We start from the raw sequence: 17,655 nt of genomic DNA on the forward strand, positions 1-17,655 counted from the left end.
CGTTTCGAGTGGAACGCGAAGCGGCAACTGGTCAGTACGACCGACCCGGCCGGGCAGGTTACGAAGTACGAATATGACGAACGAGGCCGCCAAACGGCGCGCATCGATGCGCTTGGGCAGATCGAGCGCACGGAGTGGAACGCTTTTTACGACCTGCCTGTTGGCGAGACCGATCCGACGAACGCGCGTTGGATTTATCGATACGATCCGCGCGGCAATCTGACGGTGGTGCGCGACCCGGCAGGCTTTGCGACCGAATATCACCGTGACGACCGCGGCTTGGTGCATACGATTCGCGATGCCCGGGGCGGCTATAAGCACCTAGAGTGGAACGCTCGGGCGCAACTGACAGCGTATACCGACTGCTCGGGCAAGACGACGCGCTTTGCCTACGATGCACGCGGAGCGCTGGCTCGCGTCGTGGATGCTGCGGGCAAGGAGACGGCTTACGAGGCCGATGCGATGGGGCGAGTGACGTCGATCGTGACGGCTGACGGTGCTCGCCAGGCGTTTCGGTACGACGGGGCTGGACGGTTGGTCGAGGTCATCGACCCGAACCAGCGCAGTACGCGATACGAACTGAATCCACGTGGCTTGCTGCTGTCGCGGACCGATGCCGCCCATCGCATCGTGAAGTTCGGATACGACGACGCGTTCCGACTGGCGACGCTGACGAACGAGAATCGCGAAACGTATCGGTTTCGTTACGATCGCCGCGACTTGTTGACGGAGGAAGTCGGGTTGGACGGCCGGCGGCGGCTGTATGGGTACGATGTTCGCGGGCAAGGCGTCTCGGTGCGGGACGGGCAGTTGGAAACGCAATACGAGCGAGACGTATTGGGGCGCCTGATCGCCAAGCAGACGGCACGCGAACGGTTTGCGTATTTATACGACCGCGCGGGCCGGATCACATCGGGCGAGCTGTACCTCATGGAGGCGGGCAAGCCTTCGCTGAAGAACCGCGTGAAATTGAAATACGGCTCGCGTGGCGAAGTGGTGGAGGAATACACGCCGACCGGTTGGCTCGCGCATACGTACGATGAGCTGGGCAATCGTGTATCGACGACGATTTCGGGCGAGCGCAAGATCGACTGGCTGCACTACGGTTCGGGCCATGTCCACCAAATCCGGTTCGACGGCGCGGCCGTGGCCGACATCGAGCGGGACGCGTTGCATCGCGAGGTATTGCGCACGCAGGGCAAGCTGACGAGCCGATTCGATTACGACAGCGTAGGCCGGCGTGCGCGGCATACGGCGCAGCAAGGGGTCTCGCACGATGCGCTGCTGGCGAAGCAGTGGCGCTACGACGCGGCTGGGGACGTGATCCAGAAAAGCGATCAGCGTTACGGCGTGATGTCTTATCGCTACGATCCGACGGGACGTATCGAGCAGGCGACGGGGCCGGGCTTGCCGTCGGAAGTGTTCCGCTGGGATGCGGCGGCAAACCTGGTATCGAGCGATCACCCGGGCGGCTATGTCGAGCACAACCGGCTGAAAATGTTCGAAGACAAGCGCTTCGAGTATGACGCGTACGGACGGTTATCGCGCAAGTTGAGCGGGCGTGGGGTGACGAAGGAGCAAAGCTTCGAGTACGACGATTGGCATCAACTGAGGACGGTGGTGACAAAGGCCCCGGGCAGTGTCTCGAGGACGCACTTCGAATACGACGCGTTCGGTCGGCGCATTCGCAAGCTCAATGGCGATTATGCGAGTACGGACTTCCTGTGGGACGGCATGCGTCTGGTGGAGGAGACGTACCATGACCGGCAGGGCAAGGAGGCGTTGACGTACTTGTACGAAGCGGAGAGTTATGTGCCGCTGGCACGGATCGACAGCGCGAGGGCGGCGGCCAACGATGGCGCGGGGCAGGGCAAGGTTTACTATTTCCACACGGATGTGTCGGGACTGCCGGAGGAGATGACCGACGCCAAGGGCGAGCTGATCTGGCAGGCGCGGTATAAGGTGTGGGGCAACGCGGTGCGGGAGGAGTGGATACGGCGCGCACCGCCGGAGCCTGCGCCGGAGTGGGGGAAATTGCAGCCGGCGCCGCAGCCGTTGCCGCCGGTGCCGCGGCCGCAGAATTTGCGCTACCAAGGTCAATACCTCGACCGGGAGACGGGGCTGCATTACAACACGTTTCGGTATTACGATCCGGACGTGGGGCGGTTCATCAATCAGGATCCGATTGGGCTCGACGGAGGGGCAAATCTCCATCAATATGCACCCAATCCGCTCGCGTGGGCAGACCCACTCGGTTTATCGCCTAGCCAATTGCTGGCTGCCGCGATGGCAAAGGCTGGCAATCCGGTTCCGAGCGGCTATGCCGCGCATCACTTGATTCCGACGAATGTGGCGGGCCGCTCTAATTTGATCCAGGAGGCTGTCAATCGAGGTATCTACGACCCGAATGGTGCAAGCAACGGCGCTGCGCTGCCGATGAGTGCGGCAGAATCGCTAGCGTCCGGTAAGCCGCTCCACAGCGGTGGTCATCTGGGCTCCTACTATGATGCTGCACGAACACGCCTGCTGGCATCGGAGCAGAAACTCGGAAACGTGGCCACTGCGACAGATGAACAGTTGCTTCGCAAGATTGGTGCGGTTGAGCGCAGCATGCGGATGAGTCTCGGGGCAGACAATCTTCGGCTGCAAAGCACCGACCCTCGCCCGAAGGGGATGCGTTGCAATCTTTGAAGATCAAAGTGATGAGATATTTCCTACTTCGACATGAATACCCCGACAGCGGCTACGTTGATGGTGATGTGGCGTTTATTCCTCCGCTCGCCGGCTACTACCAGGCAGGGGCCCGACTCGAAGTGGGTGGCCGCGCCGTCTCCGTAAGGATGGATAAAGCCGTTCGGAAGCTGAAGGCAGATTTCTTTCTTACTACCTCTGGAGCTTTTTTTGCGTCTGAGGAGTTGGCTGTATTGTTAAAACAATATCAGAGTGATTTGCGGCTGGTGCCTGCAGAGACATGCTACTTAAGCGGCAAGGCTACAGAAAAGCGTTACATGCTCGTGCATGCGAATCGGCGCCTGCCGTGCTTTGACTATCGGCGTTCGGAATATGCTGGCAAGACACTTGCCCTGCAGCGGTTAGAGCGTGGGGAGAGCGCTGACACCTTCATGGTCAAAGGAATACAAAAGGTCGTCATTGATGAGAAGTCTACTGATGAGGCGAACTTCTTTTTTGTTAAGAATGTGGCGCTAATCGATCCGATAGTTTCGGAGTCACTAGAAAACGCAATGCGAGATCGGAAATTTAATGTGCGACTAGAAGCCGTCTCGGCATAAATTCATGGTGTGATAAACCGGAAGAGCCGGGGCACGAGATACCGATGTTTCAGGGGCAGTATCTGGATCGGGAGACGGGGCTGCATTACAACACGTTTCGGTATTACGATCCGGACGTGGGGCGGTTCATCAATCAGGATCCGATTGGGTTGGCGGGTGGATCGAACCTGTATGCGTATGCGCCGAATCCTACGGGCTGGGTTGATCCTTGGGGGCTAGCGAAATTCGGATCGGGCAAGGGTACCCATTATGCGAACGTGACGGTGACGGATGCGTCGGGAGAAGTGGTCCATACGCAACCATTCGCCAGCGGAAACATGACTCCCGAAGAGAGGGCGTTGGGTTTTCCTCGATCAACACTAGCGACCCACACTGAGGCGCGGGCTGTTCGTCAGATTGCGCTTGAGCCGGGGCAGGTCATGACCATCGAGGGCCAGTATCCGCCATGTAAGTCGTGTCAAGGAAAGATGCGTACGGCGGCTGAGCAAAGCCGAGCTACCATCCACCACACCTGGGAAGAAGATGGTGTGGTCAAAAAGAAGAGCTGGCGCGGTGGTGGTTGTTAATCTGGAGTGTCGAATGAAATTCGAATTTACTGCAAAGAGTGTTGTGTCCTACATCGAGGACGATGTTTGCGTAGTTAGCTTCGCAGACACGCCCGGCGATGAGCCAGAAAAGTACCTCATCCTCTCGCAAGCGCTCTTCGACAGCGGGGATGATGACGAGGCGATCAGTATTGAGTACGGTGAGAGCGGCGATAGCGTGACGAGTGAGATTGTTTCGGCGCGGCTAGAGTCAAAATCGTTTGTGCTCGAAGTCGATCCAGCTATCGTCGGTGTTTCGGAGTTCCGAATCAGTATGGACTCTCCCGCATCAGAGGAACTGTGTGAACATCTAAAAAAGATTTTTAGTAAATCTCCGGCGAAGTTTGCGCTTCTATAGCCGCAATGCACTCCACATGAACGAAGGGCCGCAGACGCGGCCCTTCGTTCATGTTGTTGAGGTGTCGAAAGCTTGCCTGATGACGATGTGCCGCTTGATGTAGTTGACGGAGAAGCGCTCGGAGATTCCCTTTACTGTTTTCCAGAATGTAAACTCTCAAAAATGAACCGACACGGCTCAGCCTCACCTGCGAAGTCTATTTCAGACGAACCATTGCCGCTAGCCACCCTCTCGAAAGATGGTGAATTGACCATCCGCTTCGAAGCGGGAGGTCGGGCCAAGTTGTTCGGTGGCGCCCATCGCAGTAGTCAATCGATCTTCTGCCTCGCTGTGTGGGGTTCGCTGAATCTGGATGGCCAAGCTGTCCGATGTACAGGAATCGTGCCCGGTGTTTCTGTGCGCGTCGCCGTCGGAAGCATGAAGTTGAACGACGAGGAGGCGATTCGCCTTTCCGACTACAGTTGGCATGCCGTCAATGGCCGTCTCGCCAAGTGGCTCGCCGATGGGCCACAGGGGCCGTCCAGGTTCGGCGTGTCGTCGCGTACGGGGCTAGAGATCGAGTTCGCATGGGACGACGTTGCAGCCGCTCATCCAGGCGTCATGGAAATCGACGTCGAGTACACTCGCGCATTCGAGCAGGAATATATCGAATCCCGCGCCTCTCGGCCATTGATCGAGCTTGCCCCGGGCAAGTCGGAGCCGATGGTGACGATCAAGCAGAATCCCCTGCCCAAGCTGATCCGACTGGCGATGCACAAGACGCGCGAGGCGGATAACCCGCTATATGAACGACTTCCCGTCCCGGTGCGGTATCGTGCCTCAGGAGCCATCGAAGCATGGCGGGCGGTACGAGATGCCGCGGGCCCGTCGGGCAAAGATTTTTCGCACCGACTGACGTCCGAGCCGCTCCGCCAACTGATGCACCATTTCCCGCAATATCTGACAGCGTGGGCGCGAGGTAACGCCTCCTGCATCGGGGATGAGGATGACATGGGCCATGCTCAGCGCAGCGTTATCCTTCAGGCGTTCAGCGCAAGCAAGGGCGCGTTGTATGAGCCAACGCCTGCCCTGCACCGGCTGCTCGACGATGCTTACATCGCCGATGACGTGCCGCTCGGCATGATCCGGTTTCCCGTCGATACCCTGTGCATCGTTCCCGATCTTTCTTGGTGGGGCCGCAAAAACGGCGTCGACGCAATCCTGCTCTTTCATCGTCGTGTGGAGGTGGACGGAGTGATGGTCGACATGCTCGGCTTCCAAACGTGGGGGTACCTAGGTGCTCGCGCCGAGCAACGCATCCGGCTGGAGCTATTGGAATTCGCCGTCGGAAACGCGGAGCTGACCATCAAGAGCTTTTTGGATAACACGCCGGACTTACCATGGCGACCGGATGACCCGACCAAGGAGTTCGTCTCGGGTACGCGCCGATACTGGGAAACCGTGCTCGATTACGTGATCAAGATGTTGCTGTATCTAACGGTGCGCGATGCGCATGTCGTACACGACCGCGCCTATACCGGCGCTTCGCGTGACCTGAGCGGGTTGGGCAAGCGTCGGCGCACGGAGCGGTTGGCTGAGATCGAGATGCTGTATGACCGATATCTCGTCGGACCGGCAGTGCTCGATGCTGATGCGACGCGTTCGGCGTCGGCTGACGGTGAGAATGGCGAGGTGCGCGGCCATTGGCGCCGTGCGCACTTCCGCATGCAGCCGCACGGGCCGAATTCGTCGTTGCGCAAGCTGGCGTTTATCGGTCCGACGATCGTGCGGCCGGATCGCTTGGGACTGTAGCTTCACATGAATACCGCGCTAGATAAGGACGACGGCCTGAAGGCGAACACATTCCGCCATTGCCTCACGGCGGTAGTCGCCGTCGTGGCGCTGGCAACAACGCCCCCGACTTTTGCCAAGCCAACGGATGCCGATCCGTTTGGGGTGGGGGCGTATCGGCCATGCGAGGAAAAGGTCAAGACGAGCCTTTCCGAAGCGGTGGATTCTCTGAATGAGCTGGACGGACGTATTCGTCCGGTTCCGCCGGATAAGGCAGCGTTCTTCGCACGCGAGGAGCCGCACGTTTTCGAAGCGCGCGACCCGCAGCGCATGGGCGCATTGTTCGGCGACCCGTATTACTCGCTCTGGGCGTTTCACAACCGTGTGCGTGAGCTGGCTGGCCAGGTGCGGCGTTTCGCCGACGCTCAACAGGGCTCGCTTTCTGCTACCGAAGAGCTACGGCATACGAGCAGACTGCTGTTTGACTTTACAGCCACCATGAGTGCGCTCACGCTTGTCGCGACGGAGCGTGCACGGGAGGGCGGGCCCGGCACGCCGAACATTCTGACCGATGAACAGATCGATGTTTACCAGGAGAACTTGGAGGGCATCGCAATGTACGTGAGCGAATATGGTCGCTGCCGAGCGACGCTCGAGGCGCGGCAGAAAGCTGAAGCGGCAAAGAGATGACTGACGATGAACGCTCGACGGGTGCGCCGGCTGATAGAGGAGGATTCTCCGGTCATCGACGCCGTACGGCACAACTGGATCAATGTCGGTGGCCGCAACAGAAGATGGCGCATCCCCAACACAGTTCATCCAGATCGACGACATGGATCGGCATGGATTGATGCTGATCCGAAATGCCTGCACGGTGCCTACATGCAACCAGAAACGACAAAGGGTTACAGCGCCAGAAGCGCTGTAACCCTTTGAATTTCTTGGTAGGCCGTACGTGACTCGAACACGTGACCAACGGATTAAAAGTCCGCTGCTCTACCAACTGAGCTAACGACCCGAAGAGGCGAGATTATAGCGGCCCGCACCAGGCTCGTCAACTTCGAGCCCACGCAAGCCGCGCCCCGCCGATTACTTCGTTTGCGAGAGCTTTTGCTGTGCTGCCTGCGCGACGTCGGACCCGCCGTACTGCGAGACGATCTCCTGCAACGTCCTGCGAGCCGCAGCCTTTTGCCCCTGCTCCAGTTGGTTATTCGCGATCGCCAGCAGCGCCTCCGGTGCACGCGGATGCTGCGGGTAGTTCTTCACGATGCCTTGCCAGATGGCCGTCGAACCCTTGTAGTCGTGCAGTGCATACAGCGCGTTGCCGAGCCAGTATTGCGCCGTCGGCTGATAGGGGCTCTGCGGATACTTGGCGATGAAGCTGCGAAATGACGATGCTGCGCCTTTGAAGTCGCCGCTTCGAAACTGCTGCGACGCCGCGTTGAACGCCTCCGTTTCACCGGGCTGCACCGTGCCTTGGACCCCGTCCACCGTTTGGGTCTGCGGCTCCAACTTCTTGAGCCGGCCGTCCAGATCGGTGTAGTAGTCCTTTTGCTGCTTCTGCAACGTGGCGACCTGGTTCGCCAGATCCTCGTTTTGCCCCCGCAGCGTGGCGATCTGCTGATTGAGCTGATCGAGGCGCCCCTGCTGATCGATCAAGGAGCGCTGTGCCGCCGACAGTTGACTCGTGAGGTTATCCGTCTTCGCGCGCAAGTCGAGAATCGCTTGGCGCGCTTGGTCGTCGTCGAACAGACCGGCATGCGCCGGCCCCGCGACGAGCGCGGAGGCGGCCACACAGGCGGCTGCGATACCGCGCAGCCAGGAGAAACGGTGCGTCATACGCGTTGTCACCCGTTACGAATTACTGATAGATGATATCCGCGCGGCGGTTTTGCGCCCACGAGGCTTCATCGTGACCTTGCGCCATCGGCTTTTCCTTGCCGAGGCTCACGGCTTCCATTTGCGAGGCCGGCACGCCGTCGGCTTCGAGCGCTTGCAGCACGGCTTGCGCACGCTTTTGGCCCAGCGCCAGGTTGTACTCGGCCGTACCGCGCTCATCCGTGTTGCCTTGGATCAGGATGTGGCGTTGCGGGTGCGCTTGCAGGTACTGAGCGTGCGCTTGCAGCAGCGAAGTGTACTGGCTCGAGACGTCGTACTTGTCGAAGTCGAAGTACACGCTGCGCTTGGCCAGCGGGCTGTTCGGGTTGTTCAGCTCGTCGACCGTGACCGGTGCGACCGCATTCGAACTCGGCTGCGTCGTGACCGCGCCTTGCGTCGGGTTTTCGTTCAGCTTCGTGCCCGAATGGCAAGCGGCCAGCGCGCCTACGAGCGCCAAGGCAAATGCGATACGAAGTTTGGACATCATTTCTTGCTCTCCTTGTGTGTCATTGCATAAAGGGACCCCAAGACGGCTCTGTCACGGTGCCGCCCCGAACGGACAGAATCTGCCGCGTCCGACCATCGGTCGAAACAGCAGCCAGCACGCCACGGCCGTTCACCTGAGTGGCGTAAAGAATGTACTGACCATTCGCCGCGAAGCTCGGCGATTCGTCATGTGTCGTATCGGTCAGCGCCGTCGCGACGCCGGTCTCCAGGTCCTGAATGTAGAGCTTGAATGCACCGCCCACGCGCGAAATATAGGCGAGTTCCTTGCCGTCCGGGCTCACGCGCGGGCTCGTGTTGTAGTTGCCCGTGAACGTCACGCGCTGCGCGGCGCCGGCGCTTTCGCCCTGCGCGGGCATCTTGTAGATCTGCGGCTGGCCGCCTCGGTCGCTCGTGAAATAGATCCACTGGCCATCGGGAGAGTAAAACGGCTCGGTGTCGATCGACGTGCTATGCGACAAGCGCCGCAAGCCGCCGCCGTTCGCGTTCACGGCGTAGATCTGCGTATTGCCCGTGAGCGTGAGCGCAACAGCCACGGTGCGGCCGTCCGGCGACCAGGTCGGCGCGCTGTTGCTGCCCTTCTGATCGGAGATGACGACGCGGTGCCCAGTCGGCAGATCGTGGATGTAGACGATCGGCTTACGCTTTTCGAACGAGACGTAGGCCACCTTCGTGCCGTCGGGCGACCAAGCCGGCGAGATGATCGGCTCGGGGCTCGACAGGGCGACGTGCGCATCTTGGCCGTCCGAGTCCGAAATCTGCAACTGATAGCGGTTGCCCACCTTGACGACGTACGACAGCCGCGTGGCGAACACGCCGCGCGAGCCGAGCAGTTTCGCGTAGATGTAATCGGCGATCTTGTGCGCCGTCAGTCGCAGGCTGTCCGCGGGCGTCGTGAACGACAGGCCGCCGAGGCTTTGCCCCTTGACCGTGTCGTACAGCCTGAAACGTACGTCGTACTGACCGTTGGCCGTGCGCTGCACGCTACCGGCGACGAACGCATTGGCACCCTTGGCTTTCCAGGTGCCCAAATCCACGGAATCGGTTTCGGAAATGGGCGTGGAACCGGCATCGACGAGCGAGAATTTGCCGCTGTGCTGCAAGTCCTGACGCACGATTTCGCTGACGGATTGCGGTGCGCCCGTTTCGCCCGCGAAGTTCGCCGTTGCGATGGGGTACTGCGTCGAGCCGACGCCCGTCACGAGAACGTTGAGCTGAGCGTGCGCCGCACCGGCCGACGCGATCAGGCATGACGCCAACAATGTCCTCAACCCTAGCTTCGTCATCAAACTCATGCTGAAAATCCCAAAAAACGAAAAAATGGCACGACAGCAAAGAGACTACGTAATGCAGGAATCGTTCCTGAGCGGGGACTTCGATCGTCGAGGCCCGCATCCGTACGCTCGGTCAGCCCGCCGGGCGTAGGGTGATCAAGAACGACGATGGCGCTTTCCCGTTGATATCGAGCGGCATCGGATTCGACGCGTTCACGGCGTTGAGCGCGGCCTGATCCCATTGCGCGTTGCCGCTGCCCTTTTGGATCGACGCCGACAACAACTGGCCGTCCGGCGCGCAGTGGACCGAAACGACCGTTTCCAATCCCGCGGTTTCACCGGCCCAAATGATGTTCGGACGCACGCGCCGGCGCACCTTGTCGGAGTAGCCGGGCGAGGCTGCCGTGCCGCCCGAGCCGCTGCCCGTGCCGCTCTTGGCGAGACCGTTGCCGCCCGAGCTTTGACCCGCCAGCCCCTGCAACTGCGCGAGCCGCGCGCGCCGTTCTTGTTCGAGCTGCGCTTTTTGCTTTGCCTGCTGCTGCGCCAGCGCCTTGGCTTTCGCGGCTTTTTCCGCGTCGGCCTTTTGCTTGGCCTCGAGCTGTTGCTGCTTCAGTTGCGCCTGCTTTTCTTGCTCCTGCTGCTTCTTCAGCTCGGCTTGCTTTTGCTGTTCCTGCTGCTGCTCGCGCAGCTTCTCCGCTTGCGCTTGCTGTTGCTTGAGCTTGTCCGCCGCGGCCTTTTGTGCCGCCTTTTGCGCCGCGAGTTGCGCAGCCTGGCGAGCTTGCTCTTGTTGTTCCTGCAACGCCTTTTGCCGCTGCTCCTCCGCGAGCTGGGCGGCGCGCTGCGCTTCTTGCTCCTTGCGCTTCTTTTCCTGCAGCGCGATGTCGGCTTGTTCTTGATCGACGGGCGGCGCCGGCTGCACGCGCACCGGCGGGGCCGGGGGAGGGGGCGGCTGCGTGGGCGTCGGATTGACGTCGGTCCACAGCTCGGCTTCGGCGCCGGCCGGCGTGCTGTTCTGCCAATGAATGCCGTGATAGAGGAACAGCCCGAGCAGCACGTGCATCACGAGCGCGAGCGCGAATGCGCGCCAGGTGCCGCGCTCGCGAGGCGGTTGCAGCGGATAGACGGACTTCTTGGGGTTCATTGCGATTTGACGAGCAGGCCCACGCGCTTCACGCCGCGCGCCTTCAGGTCGGACATGACGTTCATGACCGCGTCGTATTGCACGGTTTTGTCGGCGGCAATCACGACCGGTTGATCCGGATGCGACACTTCACGCTCCGTCACGAAGCTCGCCAGGTCGGCGCGCGTCATTTGCTGCTCTTCGGAGCTGCCGGAATCGTCCTTGTAACGAACCGTCATCTTCCCGTCGGCGCGAATGTTGACCACGACAGGCGGCGTTTGCTGTTGGGGTGCGGCGCCGCCGACCGTGGGCAGATTCACGATCGAAGGCGCGACGAGCGGCGCCGTCACCATGAAGATGACGAGCAGCACCAGCATCACGTCGATGTACGGCACGACGTTGATGTCGGCCATCGCGCGGCGCGAGCGGCCGCCGCGCATGCTGGATCGGTTGGTGGAACCGGCCATCGCGTACTCCTTAATGCGCCTGGCGCTGCAAGATGTTCGAGAACTCTTCGATGAACGTTTCGAAGCGGATCGCGAGGCGATCGATGTCGTGCGCGTAGCGGTTGTAGGCGACCACGGCGGGAATCGCCGCGAACAGGCCGATGGCCGTGGCCGTCAGGGCCTCGGCGATGCCGGGCGCGACGTTGGCAAGGGTAGCCTGTTGAACGTTTGCCAGGCCGCGGAACGCGTTCATGATCCCCCACACCGTGCCGAACAGACCGATATAAGGACTCACGGAGCCCACCGACGCGAGGAAGGCGAGGTTGGCCTCGAGCACGTCCATTTCGCGCTGGAAGGCGGCGCGCATGGCGCGGCGCGCACCGTCGAGAATCGCGCCCGGATCGTTGATCCGGCGTTCTTTGCCTTTCAAGAATTCACGCATGCCCGACTCGAAAATCCGTTCGAGCCCGCCGATCGTGTGGCGATTGTTGGCGGCGCTTTGGTAGAGCGCCTGCAAATCGCCGCCCGACCAGAAATCGCGCTCGAATTGCTCAGTTTGCGCCCGCGCGCGCCGGATGGCAAACCACTTGCGGAAGATGAACGTCCACGACATCAGCGACAACAGGAGCAGCAGCCCCATCACCGCTTGCGCGAGCACGCTCGCGTTGAGGACGAGAGTTACGATCGACAAATCTTGTGCGTTGTTCATAAAAAAGTATGCTTTTGCGTCAGCACTGCGAGGGTGGCTGCAAGCTGCGCAAAGGGTATTAGTCGGCCGCTTGAAAGCCTTGTCGCATCAAGGCGGAACCCCGCTTGGTATCGACCGGCACGATACTAGTTCATTGACGTAGTCCTCAACGGAAATTAGGCGTTTGCCGTTGACACGCCCTCACGAAATGAATGCGGATCGCGGCGCAGCCCGTCGCATACCGCGCCTGGCAGGGCAGTAGGCTTGAGCGTGGCGAGTTCGACGCAGCCGACGCGAATCGTGCCGGCCGCGAGCAGGGTATCGCCGCGCCATGCTTCCTGGACGAACTCGACGCTTGCCTTGCCCAGACGTTCGATGCGGCTCGAGATCGTCAACCTATCGTCGAGCCGCGCCGGCGTGCGGTATTGCACGGCCGTTTCGCTGACGACAAAGACGATGCGGTTTTCTTCTGCCAGCTTGCGCTGGTCGACGCCGCATGCCCGAAGCCATTCGGTGCGTGCCCGCTCGAAGAACTTGAGATAGTTCGCGAAAAAGACGATGCCGCCCGCATCGGTATCTTCGTAGTAGACGCGGATCGGCCAATCGAAGCTGAATTGCGTGCCGCGATGGCTGGTTGGCTGGTTCATGGCCCGGCATTTTACCGGATGTGGCGGCTGGTCTCGAAATTGCATGCGGCCCGGGCTAGGCGCGCGCCCACCTAATTGCCTATTGGATGCGCTTCACATACACTATCGCGCTCATCCCTGCGTGACTGGCGATAAAACCCTTCGGGGTCAAGGTGGAGCAGCCCACCGTGAAGCGCAGGGTGCCGTTTTGCCGTTCGCCTGGGCAGCCGAGTGTTGGTGCGCCGTCGTTTGCGTCGCCCGCGGTTGTCTCGCCCGCGTAACGGTTCATCCGCCACGCCCGGGCTGGCCTTCCGCCAGCCGCGCAAGCGTACGTCCGGTACGTATCCCGCGCACGATTCGGCCAACCTGACCACCCTTAACGGAACGCGTATGTTTGACAGAGCCCAAAGCACCATCGCCAACGTCGATCCTGAGATCTGGAACGCCATCCAGCAGGAAAACCGCCGCCAGGAAGAGCATATCGAGCTCATCGCGTCGGAAAACTACACGAGCCCGGCCGTGATGGCCGCGCAAGGCTCGCAACTGACGAACAAATACGCCGAGGGCTATCCCGGCAAGCGCTATTACGGCGGCTGCGAATACGTCGACGTCGTCGAGCAGTTGGCGATCGATCGCGTGAAAGCGCTGTTCGGCGCCGAGGCCGCGAACGTGCAGCCCAATTCCGGTTCGCAAGCGAATCAGGGCGTGTTCTTCGCCATGCTCAAGCCGGGCGACACGATCATGGGCATGAGCCTCGCCGAAGGCGGCCACCTCACGCACGGTTCGCCCGTGAATATGTCGGGCAAATGGTTCAACGTCGTCAGCTACGGCCTGAACGCGGCGGAAGACATCGATTACGAAGCCGCTGAAAAGCTGGCCCAAGAGCACAAGCCGAAGCTGATCGTGGCCGGCGCGTCGGCGTTCGCGCTGAAGATCGATTTCGAGCGGCTTTCGAAGATCGCCAAGTCGGTCGGTGCGTATTTGATGGTCGATATGGCCCACTACGCCGGCCTGATCGCCGCCGGCGTCTACCCGAACCCGGTACCGCATGCCGATTTCGTGACCACGACGACGCACAAGAGCCTGCGCGGCCCGCGTGGCGGCGTGATCTTGATGAAGGCCGAGTTCGAAAAGCAAATCAATTCGGCGATTTTCCCGGGTATCCAAGGCGGCCCGCTCATGCACGTCATCGCCGGCAAGGCCGTGGCGTTCAAGGAAGCCGCGTCGCCCGAGTTCAAGACGTATCAGCAGCACGTGGTGGAAAACGCGCGCGTCCTCGCGGAAACGCTCGTCGCGCGCGGTTTGCGTATCGTGTCGGGCCGCACGGAAAGCCACGTCATGCTGGTGGATCTGCGTGCCAAGAAGATCACCGGCAAGGCTGCTGAGGCGGCGCTGGGCGCGGCCCACATCACCGTCAACAAGAACGCGATCCCGAACGATCCGGAAAAGCCGTTCGTGACGAGCGGTGTCCGTCTGGGCTCGCCGGCGATGACGACGCGCGGCTTCGGTCCGAAGGAAGCCGAGCAAGTGGGCAACCTGATCGCCGACGTGCTCGAGCACCCGGAAGACGCCGCGACGATCGAGCGCGTGCGTGCACAGGTGGCCGAACTCACGAAGCGGTTCCCCGTTTATCGCTGATCGGCCATGCGCTGCCCCTTCTGCCGGCACGAAGATACGCAAGTGGTCGATTCGCGCGTATCGGAGGACGGCGCCGCGATCCGGCGCCGCCGCCGCTGCCCATCCTGCGACAAGCGTTTCACGACGTACGAGCGGGTTGAGCTGACGCTGCCGGCGGTGGTCAAGAAGGACGGCAGCCGCAGCGAGTTCGACCGCCGCAAGATCGCCGCCAGCATGCGCCTGGCGCTGCGCAAGCGCCCGGTGTCGGCCGAGGCGATCGATGCGGCCGTCGCTCGAATCGAATACCAGTTGCTCGGCAGCGGCGAGCGCGAAGTTCGCAGCGAGCGGCTGGGCGAACTCGTGATGAACGAATTGCTGGCGCTCGATAAGATCGCCTATGTGCGGTTTGCGTCCGTGTACCGGCGTTTCGAAGACGTGTCCGAATTCGAGGACGTGATCGAGGAATTTCGCCGGCCCAAGCAAGACAAGCCCGCCACCCGCAAGCGCTGATCGCTGGGTTAGGAGCGATTCGGTCCGATCGTTCCGCTCCGATCGCGTTGCTCGCTTCTGCTTCTTTCCTCTTCCGATCGGTGGGCCTGCTGCTGTTGGAACGACGACGTGCTCGACGTTGCCATGGCAGCGGCGGTCGAGTCCTCTGACCGTCTCGTTTTCCCGTTTTCCCTTCTGTGCGCGGCGCTTGCCGTTCCCCGTTTCTCTCCCGTTTCCGTCCCGCTTTCGTCCCGCTTTCGTCCCGCTTCCCGCTAAACCCCGTCTCCCCGAGTCGACTCGGATAGTGCGGTTGCGCGGATCGCCTTTGGCCGGACCGGATGCATCGTTGGCCGATCGGACGATGGCGCGGCCAACGCGCCCCCGTTAGATTGGACAGCGTGTCGAAGACAGGAGGGACCCGTCATGCAAGGCGTATCCGGGCGCGCTCGTGCGGGGCGGTGCGCCCCATTGCATTGGGGCGGTTTTTCGCTCGTCGAGCTGCTGATCGTCATCGTGCTCGCGGCGGGGGCGGCGGCAGTGGCGGCCCCGATCTTTGCCGAATGGCATGCGCGCGATCGGGTCGACCGAGCGGCGCGCGCGCTGCTCGCCAGTTTGACCTTCGCACGTGGCGAGGCGCTGGCCCGCGGCAGCCGCGTCGCCGTCTGCCCCGTTGCGGGTGCGGCTCGCTGCGTGCCGGCAAGCCAGGGTTGCGCGCTTGGCGCGTGGGGGTGGTCGTGCGGTTGGGGGATACTCGTCGAACCCGAGCATGTCGGTCCGGCGCTGCAGCGACATCGTTACGCCGCGCTGCGGATGTATCCGCAAGTCCCAGGTGTGGCGATCTCCGCCACGGCGGCGCGGGTCGAATTCACGCCGCCGGCTGGGCAGGTGATCGGCGGCTTCAGCCATTTCGAAATCGCGGCGGTGGCCAGCCCAGCCGGTGCGCAAGGCGATCGCTTGCGCCGATGCCTACGCATTGCGGCAGGCGGGCGGCCGAGGCTCGAACGCGGCGGCTGCGGCAAACGGGATAAAACATGAACGCGGCGCGCGTCAATCCCCTTCGTGTCCGCCGATGCGCCGGGGCTTCCTTGCTCGAAGTGCTGGTGGCGGTGTCCTTGCTAGGCGTGTCGCTGCTCGGCTTGGCCGCCGTGCAGCTAGCGGCGTTGCGCGACACCGATACGCTTGCGATGCGCCAGCAAGCGTTTTGGATCGCCGCTTCGGTCGCGGAAGCGATGCGTGCGCCGGAATCGGCGGTGCCCGTGCTCGCCCGGCTACGCGCATCGGGCGCGGCGGCGCTACCCGGTGCACGCCTATCGCTAACCGATGAAACGGGCGATGTAGGCGCCGCCATCGTTCATTGGGCCCGCTCGCCCGGCGAGCCCGAGCGGGCGCAATCGCCGGATGCCGAACCGTGCCTAGCCGCGCCGGCCAGCGAACCGGTCCGTTGCATCGCACTGCCTTTCGCGAGCGGCGGCGCATGACGATCGCTCGCATCGCGCGCGTCGATCGATCGAGAAAGCAAGCCGGACACATGCTGCTCGAATGGTTGATCGCGGCGGCGCTTGGGCTCGTCGTGCTCGCCGGCGCCTTATCGCTCTATCGTGCGCAGCGCGAATCGTTCGAGCGTGCGCTCGATGCGGCGAAGATGCGCGAAGCCGGCGACGTGGCGCTGACGCTCGTCGGTCAGCAGATCCAAATGGCCGGCTACGCCCCGCTCGATCAACCGGCGCTTCGCTCACGGGTGACGCCCGGCATTTTCGGTTGTCGATCGGCAAGGGCCGCCGTGCGCGAAATGGCCGATGAATTGGGCTGCGAGAGTCGGTTTGCGGACGGCGCCGGTTCCGATGCGGTGATCGTCCGCTATGCAGACGACGCCGTGGCGACCTGGCGCGGGGCGTCGGGCGAGCCGACGGATTGCCTCGGACAAGGCGTGGCCGGCGGTGGCCGGCATGCGGTCGTCGTCAACGGGTTTTACGTCGCATGGCCCACCCGGCGCGTCGAGCCCGAACTCTATTGCATCGGCAACGGTCGCCAGTGGCCGCAGCCTATCGTCGAGGGCATCGAACGCATGGAACTGCACTACTGGCTGCGCGGTGCCGCCGAGCCCATCCGTGCCCAAGGCTTGGGGCCGGCCCAGTGGGCCGAGGTGGTGGCCGTCGATCTGTGCGTGCTCGTGCGGGCGCAGCGCGCATCGGGCGCATCCGCGTTCGTCGACTGCGACGGGAGGCAGGTTTCAACGCAGGATGGGCGGCGCAGATTGGCGATCTCTCGACACGTCGCGCTGCGCAATTCGCGCGGGGGGGCGCCATGACCGCCGATGCCGCGGCCGGGCGGGAATCGCGGCGCCTCATAGCCGTCGCTTCGCGCCGCAACGGCGAGGGGCTCGCGGTCGAATCGGCCGCCCACGCTCGGCGCCGCCCTTGGCTTGACGTGCATCCTCTTGCCCGGCAGCAGGGCATGGTGTTGCCGAGCGCCCTGGCGATCGCCGCGATGATGTTGACCACGTCGGCCGCCTGGCTCGAAGCCGCGCTTGCCGATCGGCGCTATAGCGCCAACGTGCACGAGCATCTGCGGGCGACGCATGCCGCGGACGGCGCGCTCGCATTATGCGCGCGCGATTTGCGAGCGGGCGTGGTGCCCGTGCTGTCGGCATCGCTTGGGCAGCCGGAGCAATGGAGGCGGGTTCAAACGTTCGAAGGCCCCGCGGTCCACGAGCCGGTGGCTTCCTGGCCAGGATCCGCCCGCGTGCCGCAGTGTGTCGTCGAGGCGGCGGTTGTCGAAGGCAACCCCGATGCGCGTGCGTATCGGATCACCGCGCGTGGCTTCGGTGCTGTCGCATCGGTGCAAGCTTGGCTTCAATTGACGATCGTCGACGAGGCGGGCGGCGAGCGACGCGCTTGGCGCCGCATCGCGGCGGCGCCGTCGGCGAACCGGCGCGAGCGGATCGACAAGATCGACATGATCGACAAGATCGACAAGTTCGACAAGATCGACAAGATCGACAAGATCGACAA

At 62.4% G+C, this 17,655-nt stretch carries 18 protein-coding genes, 1 tRNA gene, 1 pseudogene and 1 riboswitch; of the genes and pseudogenes, 12 read left to right on the top strand and 8 right to left on the bottom strand.

What is annotated here, in order from left to right; genetic code table 11:
- From ACTHN9_RS04375 to ACTHN9_RS04400, 6 genes and pseudogenes are all read left to right on the top strand, one after another.
- Window positions 1-2,691, top strand: a 2,691-nt coding sequence (locus ACTHN9_RS04375; protein ID WP_440535527.1) for an RHS repeat-associated core domain-containing protein, incomplete at its 5' end; no start/stop codon positions are given.
- Window positions 2,688-3,290 carry an imm11 family protein gene (locus ACTHN9_RS04380; protein ID WP_440535528.1) on the top strand — a complete coding sequence of 201 codons (603 nt, stop codon included), beginning with the start codon at window positions 2,688-2,690 and terminating at the stop codon, window positions 3,288-3,290. The genes ACTHN9_RS04375 and ACTHN9_RS04380, both read left to right, overlap by 4 nt.
- A gap of 47 nt (window positions 3,291-3,337) precedes the next feature.
- Window positions 3,338-3,856 (top strand): annotated as a pseudogene (locus tag ACTHN9_RS04385) (RHS repeat-associated core domain-containing protein); the annotation flags it as partial.
- Window positions 3,857-3,869: 13 nt separating this feature from the next.
- Window positions 3,870-4,232: a hypothetical protein gene (locus tag ACTHN9_RS04390; protein ID WP_440535529.1), complete on the top strand. Its 363-nt coding sequence runs from the start codon at window positions 3,870-3,872 to the stop codon at window positions 4,230-4,232.
- Between the two features lie 246 nt (window positions 4,233-4,478).
- A complete protein-coding gene (locus ACTHN9_RS04395) occupies window positions 4,479-6,023 on the top strand; it encodes a hypothetical protein (protein WP_440535530.1) in 1,545 nt (514 codons plus the stop codon).
- A gap of 6 nt (window positions 6,024-6,029) precedes the next feature.
- Window positions 6,030-6,692 carry a hypothetical protein gene (locus ACTHN9_RS04400; protein ID WP_440535531.1) on the top strand — a complete coding sequence of 221 codons (663 nt, stop codon included), beginning with the start codon at window positions 6,030-6,032 and terminating at the stop codon, window positions 6,690-6,692.
- Between the two features lie 252 nt (window positions 6,693-6,944).
- Here ACTHN9_RS04400 and ACTHN9_RS04405 read toward each other — a convergent pair.
- The 8 genes from ACTHN9_RS04405 to ybgC form a co-directional block, all read right to left on the bottom strand.
- Window positions 6,945-7,020 (bottom strand) — tRNA-Lys (locus ACTHN9_RS04405).
- 71 nt (window positions 7,021-7,091) lie between these two features.
- The gene (gene ybgF / locus ACTHN9_RS04410) at window positions 7,092-7,841 is read right to left on the bottom strand and encodes a tol-pal system protein YbgF (protein WP_440535532.1); all 750 of its coding nucleotides are present in this window, start codon (window positions 7,839-7,841) and stop codon (window positions 7,092-7,094) included.
- 22 nt (window positions 7,842-7,863) lie between these two features.
- Window positions 7,864-8,367: a peptidoglycan-associated lipoprotein Pal gene (pal, locus tag ACTHN9_RS04415; RefSeq protein ID WP_440535533.1), complete on the bottom strand. Its 504-nt coding sequence runs from the start codon at window positions 8,365-8,367 to the stop codon at window positions 7,864-7,866.
- A 19-nt stretch (window positions 8,368-8,386) separates the two neighbouring features.
- Window positions 8,387-9,679, bottom strand: coding sequence for a Tol-Pal system beta propeller repeat protein TolB (gene tolB / locus ACTHN9_RS04420; RefSeq protein WP_440535534.1), 1,293 nt, complete (start codon window positions 9,677-9,679; stop codon window positions 8,387-8,389).
- Window positions 9,680-9,791: 112 nt separating this feature from the next.
- Window positions 9,792-10,799, bottom strand: a complete 1,008-nt coding sequence (gene tolA, locus ACTHN9_RS04425) for a cell envelope integrity protein TolA (protein WP_440535535.1) — start codon at window positions 10,797-10,799, stop codon at window positions 9,792-9,794.
- Window positions 10,796-11,245, bottom strand: coding sequence for a protein TolR (tolR, locus tag ACTHN9_RS04430; protein WP_440535536.1), 450 nt, complete (start codon window positions 11,243-11,245; stop codon window positions 10,796-10,798). The genes tolA and tolR overlap by 4 nt, the downstream gene beginning before the upstream one ends.
- Before the next feature lie 10 nt (window positions 11,246-11,255).
- Window positions 11,256-11,933 carry a protein TolQ gene (gene tolQ, locus ACTHN9_RS04435; RefSeq protein ID WP_440535537.1) on the bottom strand — a complete coding sequence of 226 codons (678 nt, stop codon included), beginning with the start codon at window positions 11,931-11,933 and terminating at the stop codon, window positions 11,256-11,258.
- A gap of 155 nt (window positions 11,934-12,088) precedes the next feature.
- Window positions 12,089-12,559, bottom strand: coding sequence for a tol-pal system-associated acyl-CoA thioesterase (ybgC, locus tag ACTHN9_RS04440; protein ID WP_440535538.1), 471 nt, complete (start codon window positions 12,557-12,559; stop codon window positions 12,089-12,091).
- 111 nt (window positions 12,560-12,670) lie between these two features.
- A riboswitch (ZMP/ZTP riboswitch) is annotated at window positions 12,671-12,770 on the top strand.
- Window positions 12,771-12,928: 158 nt separating this feature from the next.
- Here ybgC and glyA point away from each other — a divergent pair.
- The 6 genes from glyA to ACTHN9_RS04470 form a co-directional block, all read left to right on the top strand.
- Window positions 12,929-14,176 (top strand): serine hydroxymethyltransferase, encoded by a 1,248-nt coding sequence (gene glyA / locus ACTHN9_RS04445; protein WP_440535539.1) that lies wholly within the window; start codon window positions 12,929-12,931, stop codon window positions 14,174-14,176.
- 6 nt (window positions 14,177-14,182) lie between these two features.
- On the top strand, window positions 14,183-14,665 hold the full coding sequence (gene nrdR, locus ACTHN9_RS04450; protein ID WP_440535540.1) for a transcriptional regulator NrdR: 483 nt from the start codon (window positions 14,183-14,185) through the stop codon (window positions 14,663-14,665).
- A gap of 402 nt (window positions 14,666-15,067) precedes the next feature.
- On the top strand, window positions 15,068-15,679 hold the full coding sequence (locus tag ACTHN9_RS04455) for a GspH/FimT family pseudopilin (protein ID WP_440535541.1): 612 nt from the start codon (window positions 15,068-15,070) through the stop codon (window positions 15,677-15,679).
- Window positions 15,676-16,122: a type IV pilus modification PilV family protein gene (locus ACTHN9_RS04460; protein WP_440535542.1), complete on the top strand. Its 447-nt coding sequence runs from the start codon at window positions 15,676-15,678 to the stop codon at window positions 16,120-16,122. The genes ACTHN9_RS04455 and ACTHN9_RS04460 overlap by 4 nt, the downstream gene beginning before the upstream one ends.
- Window positions 16,119-16,952 carry a PilW family protein gene (locus ACTHN9_RS04465; RefSeq protein ID WP_440535543.1) on the top strand — a complete coding sequence of 278 codons (834 nt, stop codon included), beginning with the start codon at window positions 16,119-16,121 and terminating at the stop codon, window positions 16,950-16,952. Before ACTHN9_RS04460 ends, ACTHN9_RS04465 begins: the two co-directional genes overlap by 4 nt.
- Window positions 16,949-17,655, top strand: a 707-nt coding sequence (locus tag ACTHN9_RS04470) for a pilus assembly PilX family protein (RefSeq protein ID WP_440535544.1), incomplete at its 3' end; no start/stop codon positions are given. The genes ACTHN9_RS04465 and ACTHN9_RS04470, both read left to right, overlap by 4 nt.

This window comes from Trinickia sp. (assembly GCF_051953405.1).
GTDB lineage: Bacteria > Pseudomonadota > Gammaproteobacteria > Burkholderiales > Burkholderiaceae > Trinickia.

What these genes read in the sequence shown, in the direction of transcription:
- tolA (WP_440535535.1), bottom strand. Translation starts at nt 10,799, where the DNA reads ATGAACCCCAAGAAGTCCGTCTATCCGCTGCAACCGCCTCGCGAGCGC.
- tolB (WP_440535534.1), bottom strand. Translation starts at nt 9,679, where the DNA reads ATGAGTTTGATGACGAAGCTAGGGTTGAGGACATTGTTGGCGTCATGC.
- tolR (WP_440535536.1), bottom strand. Translation starts at nt 11,245, where the DNA reads ATGGCCGGTTCCACCAACCGATCCAGCATGCGCGGCGGCCGCTCGCGC.
- ACTHN9_RS04460 (WP_440535542.1), top strand. Translation starts at nt 15,676, where the DNA reads ATGAACGCGGCGCGCGTCAATCCCCTTCGTGTCCGCCGATGCGCCGGG.
- pal (WP_440535533.1), bottom strand. Translation starts at nt 8,367, where the DNA reads ATGATGTCCAAACTTCGTATCGCATTTGCCTTGGCGCTCGTAGGCGCG.
- glyA (WP_440535539.1), top strand. Translation starts at nt 12,929, where the DNA reads ATGTTTGACAGAGCCCAAAGCACCATCGCCAACGTCGATCCTGAGATC.
- tolQ (WP_440535537.1), bottom strand. Translation starts at nt 11,933, where the DNA reads ATGAACAACGCACAAGATTTGTCGATCGTAACTCTCGTCCTCAACGCG.
- ybgC (WP_440535538.1), bottom strand. Translation starts at nt 12,559, where the DNA reads ATGAACCAGCCAACCAGCCATCGCGGCACGCAATTCAGCTTCGATTGG.
- ybgF (WP_440535532.1), bottom strand. Translation starts at nt 7,841, where the DNA reads ATGACGCACCGTTTCTCCTGGCTGCGCGGTATCGCAGCCGCCTGTGTG.
- nrdR (WP_440535540.1), top strand. Translation starts at nt 14,183, where the DNA reads ATGCGCTGCCCCTTCTGCCGGCACGAAGATACGCAAGTGGTCGATTCG.
- ACTHN9_RS04390 (WP_440535529.1), top strand. Translation starts at nt 3,870, where the DNA reads ATGAAATTCGAATTTACTGCAAAGAGTGTTGTGTCCTACATCGAGGAC.
- ACTHN9_RS04455 (WP_440535541.1), top strand. Translation starts at nt 15,068, where the DNA reads ATGCAAGGCGTATCCGGGCGCGCTCGTGCGGGGCGGTGCGCCCCATTG.
- ACTHN9_RS04465 (WP_440535543.1), top strand. Translation starts at nt 16,119, where the DNA reads ATGACGATCGCTCGCATCGCGCGCGTCGATCGATCGAGAAAGCAAGCC.
- ACTHN9_RS04400 (WP_440535531.1), top strand. Translation starts at nt 6,030, where the DNA reads ATGAATACCGCGCTAGATAAGGACGACGGCCTGAAGGCGAACACATTC.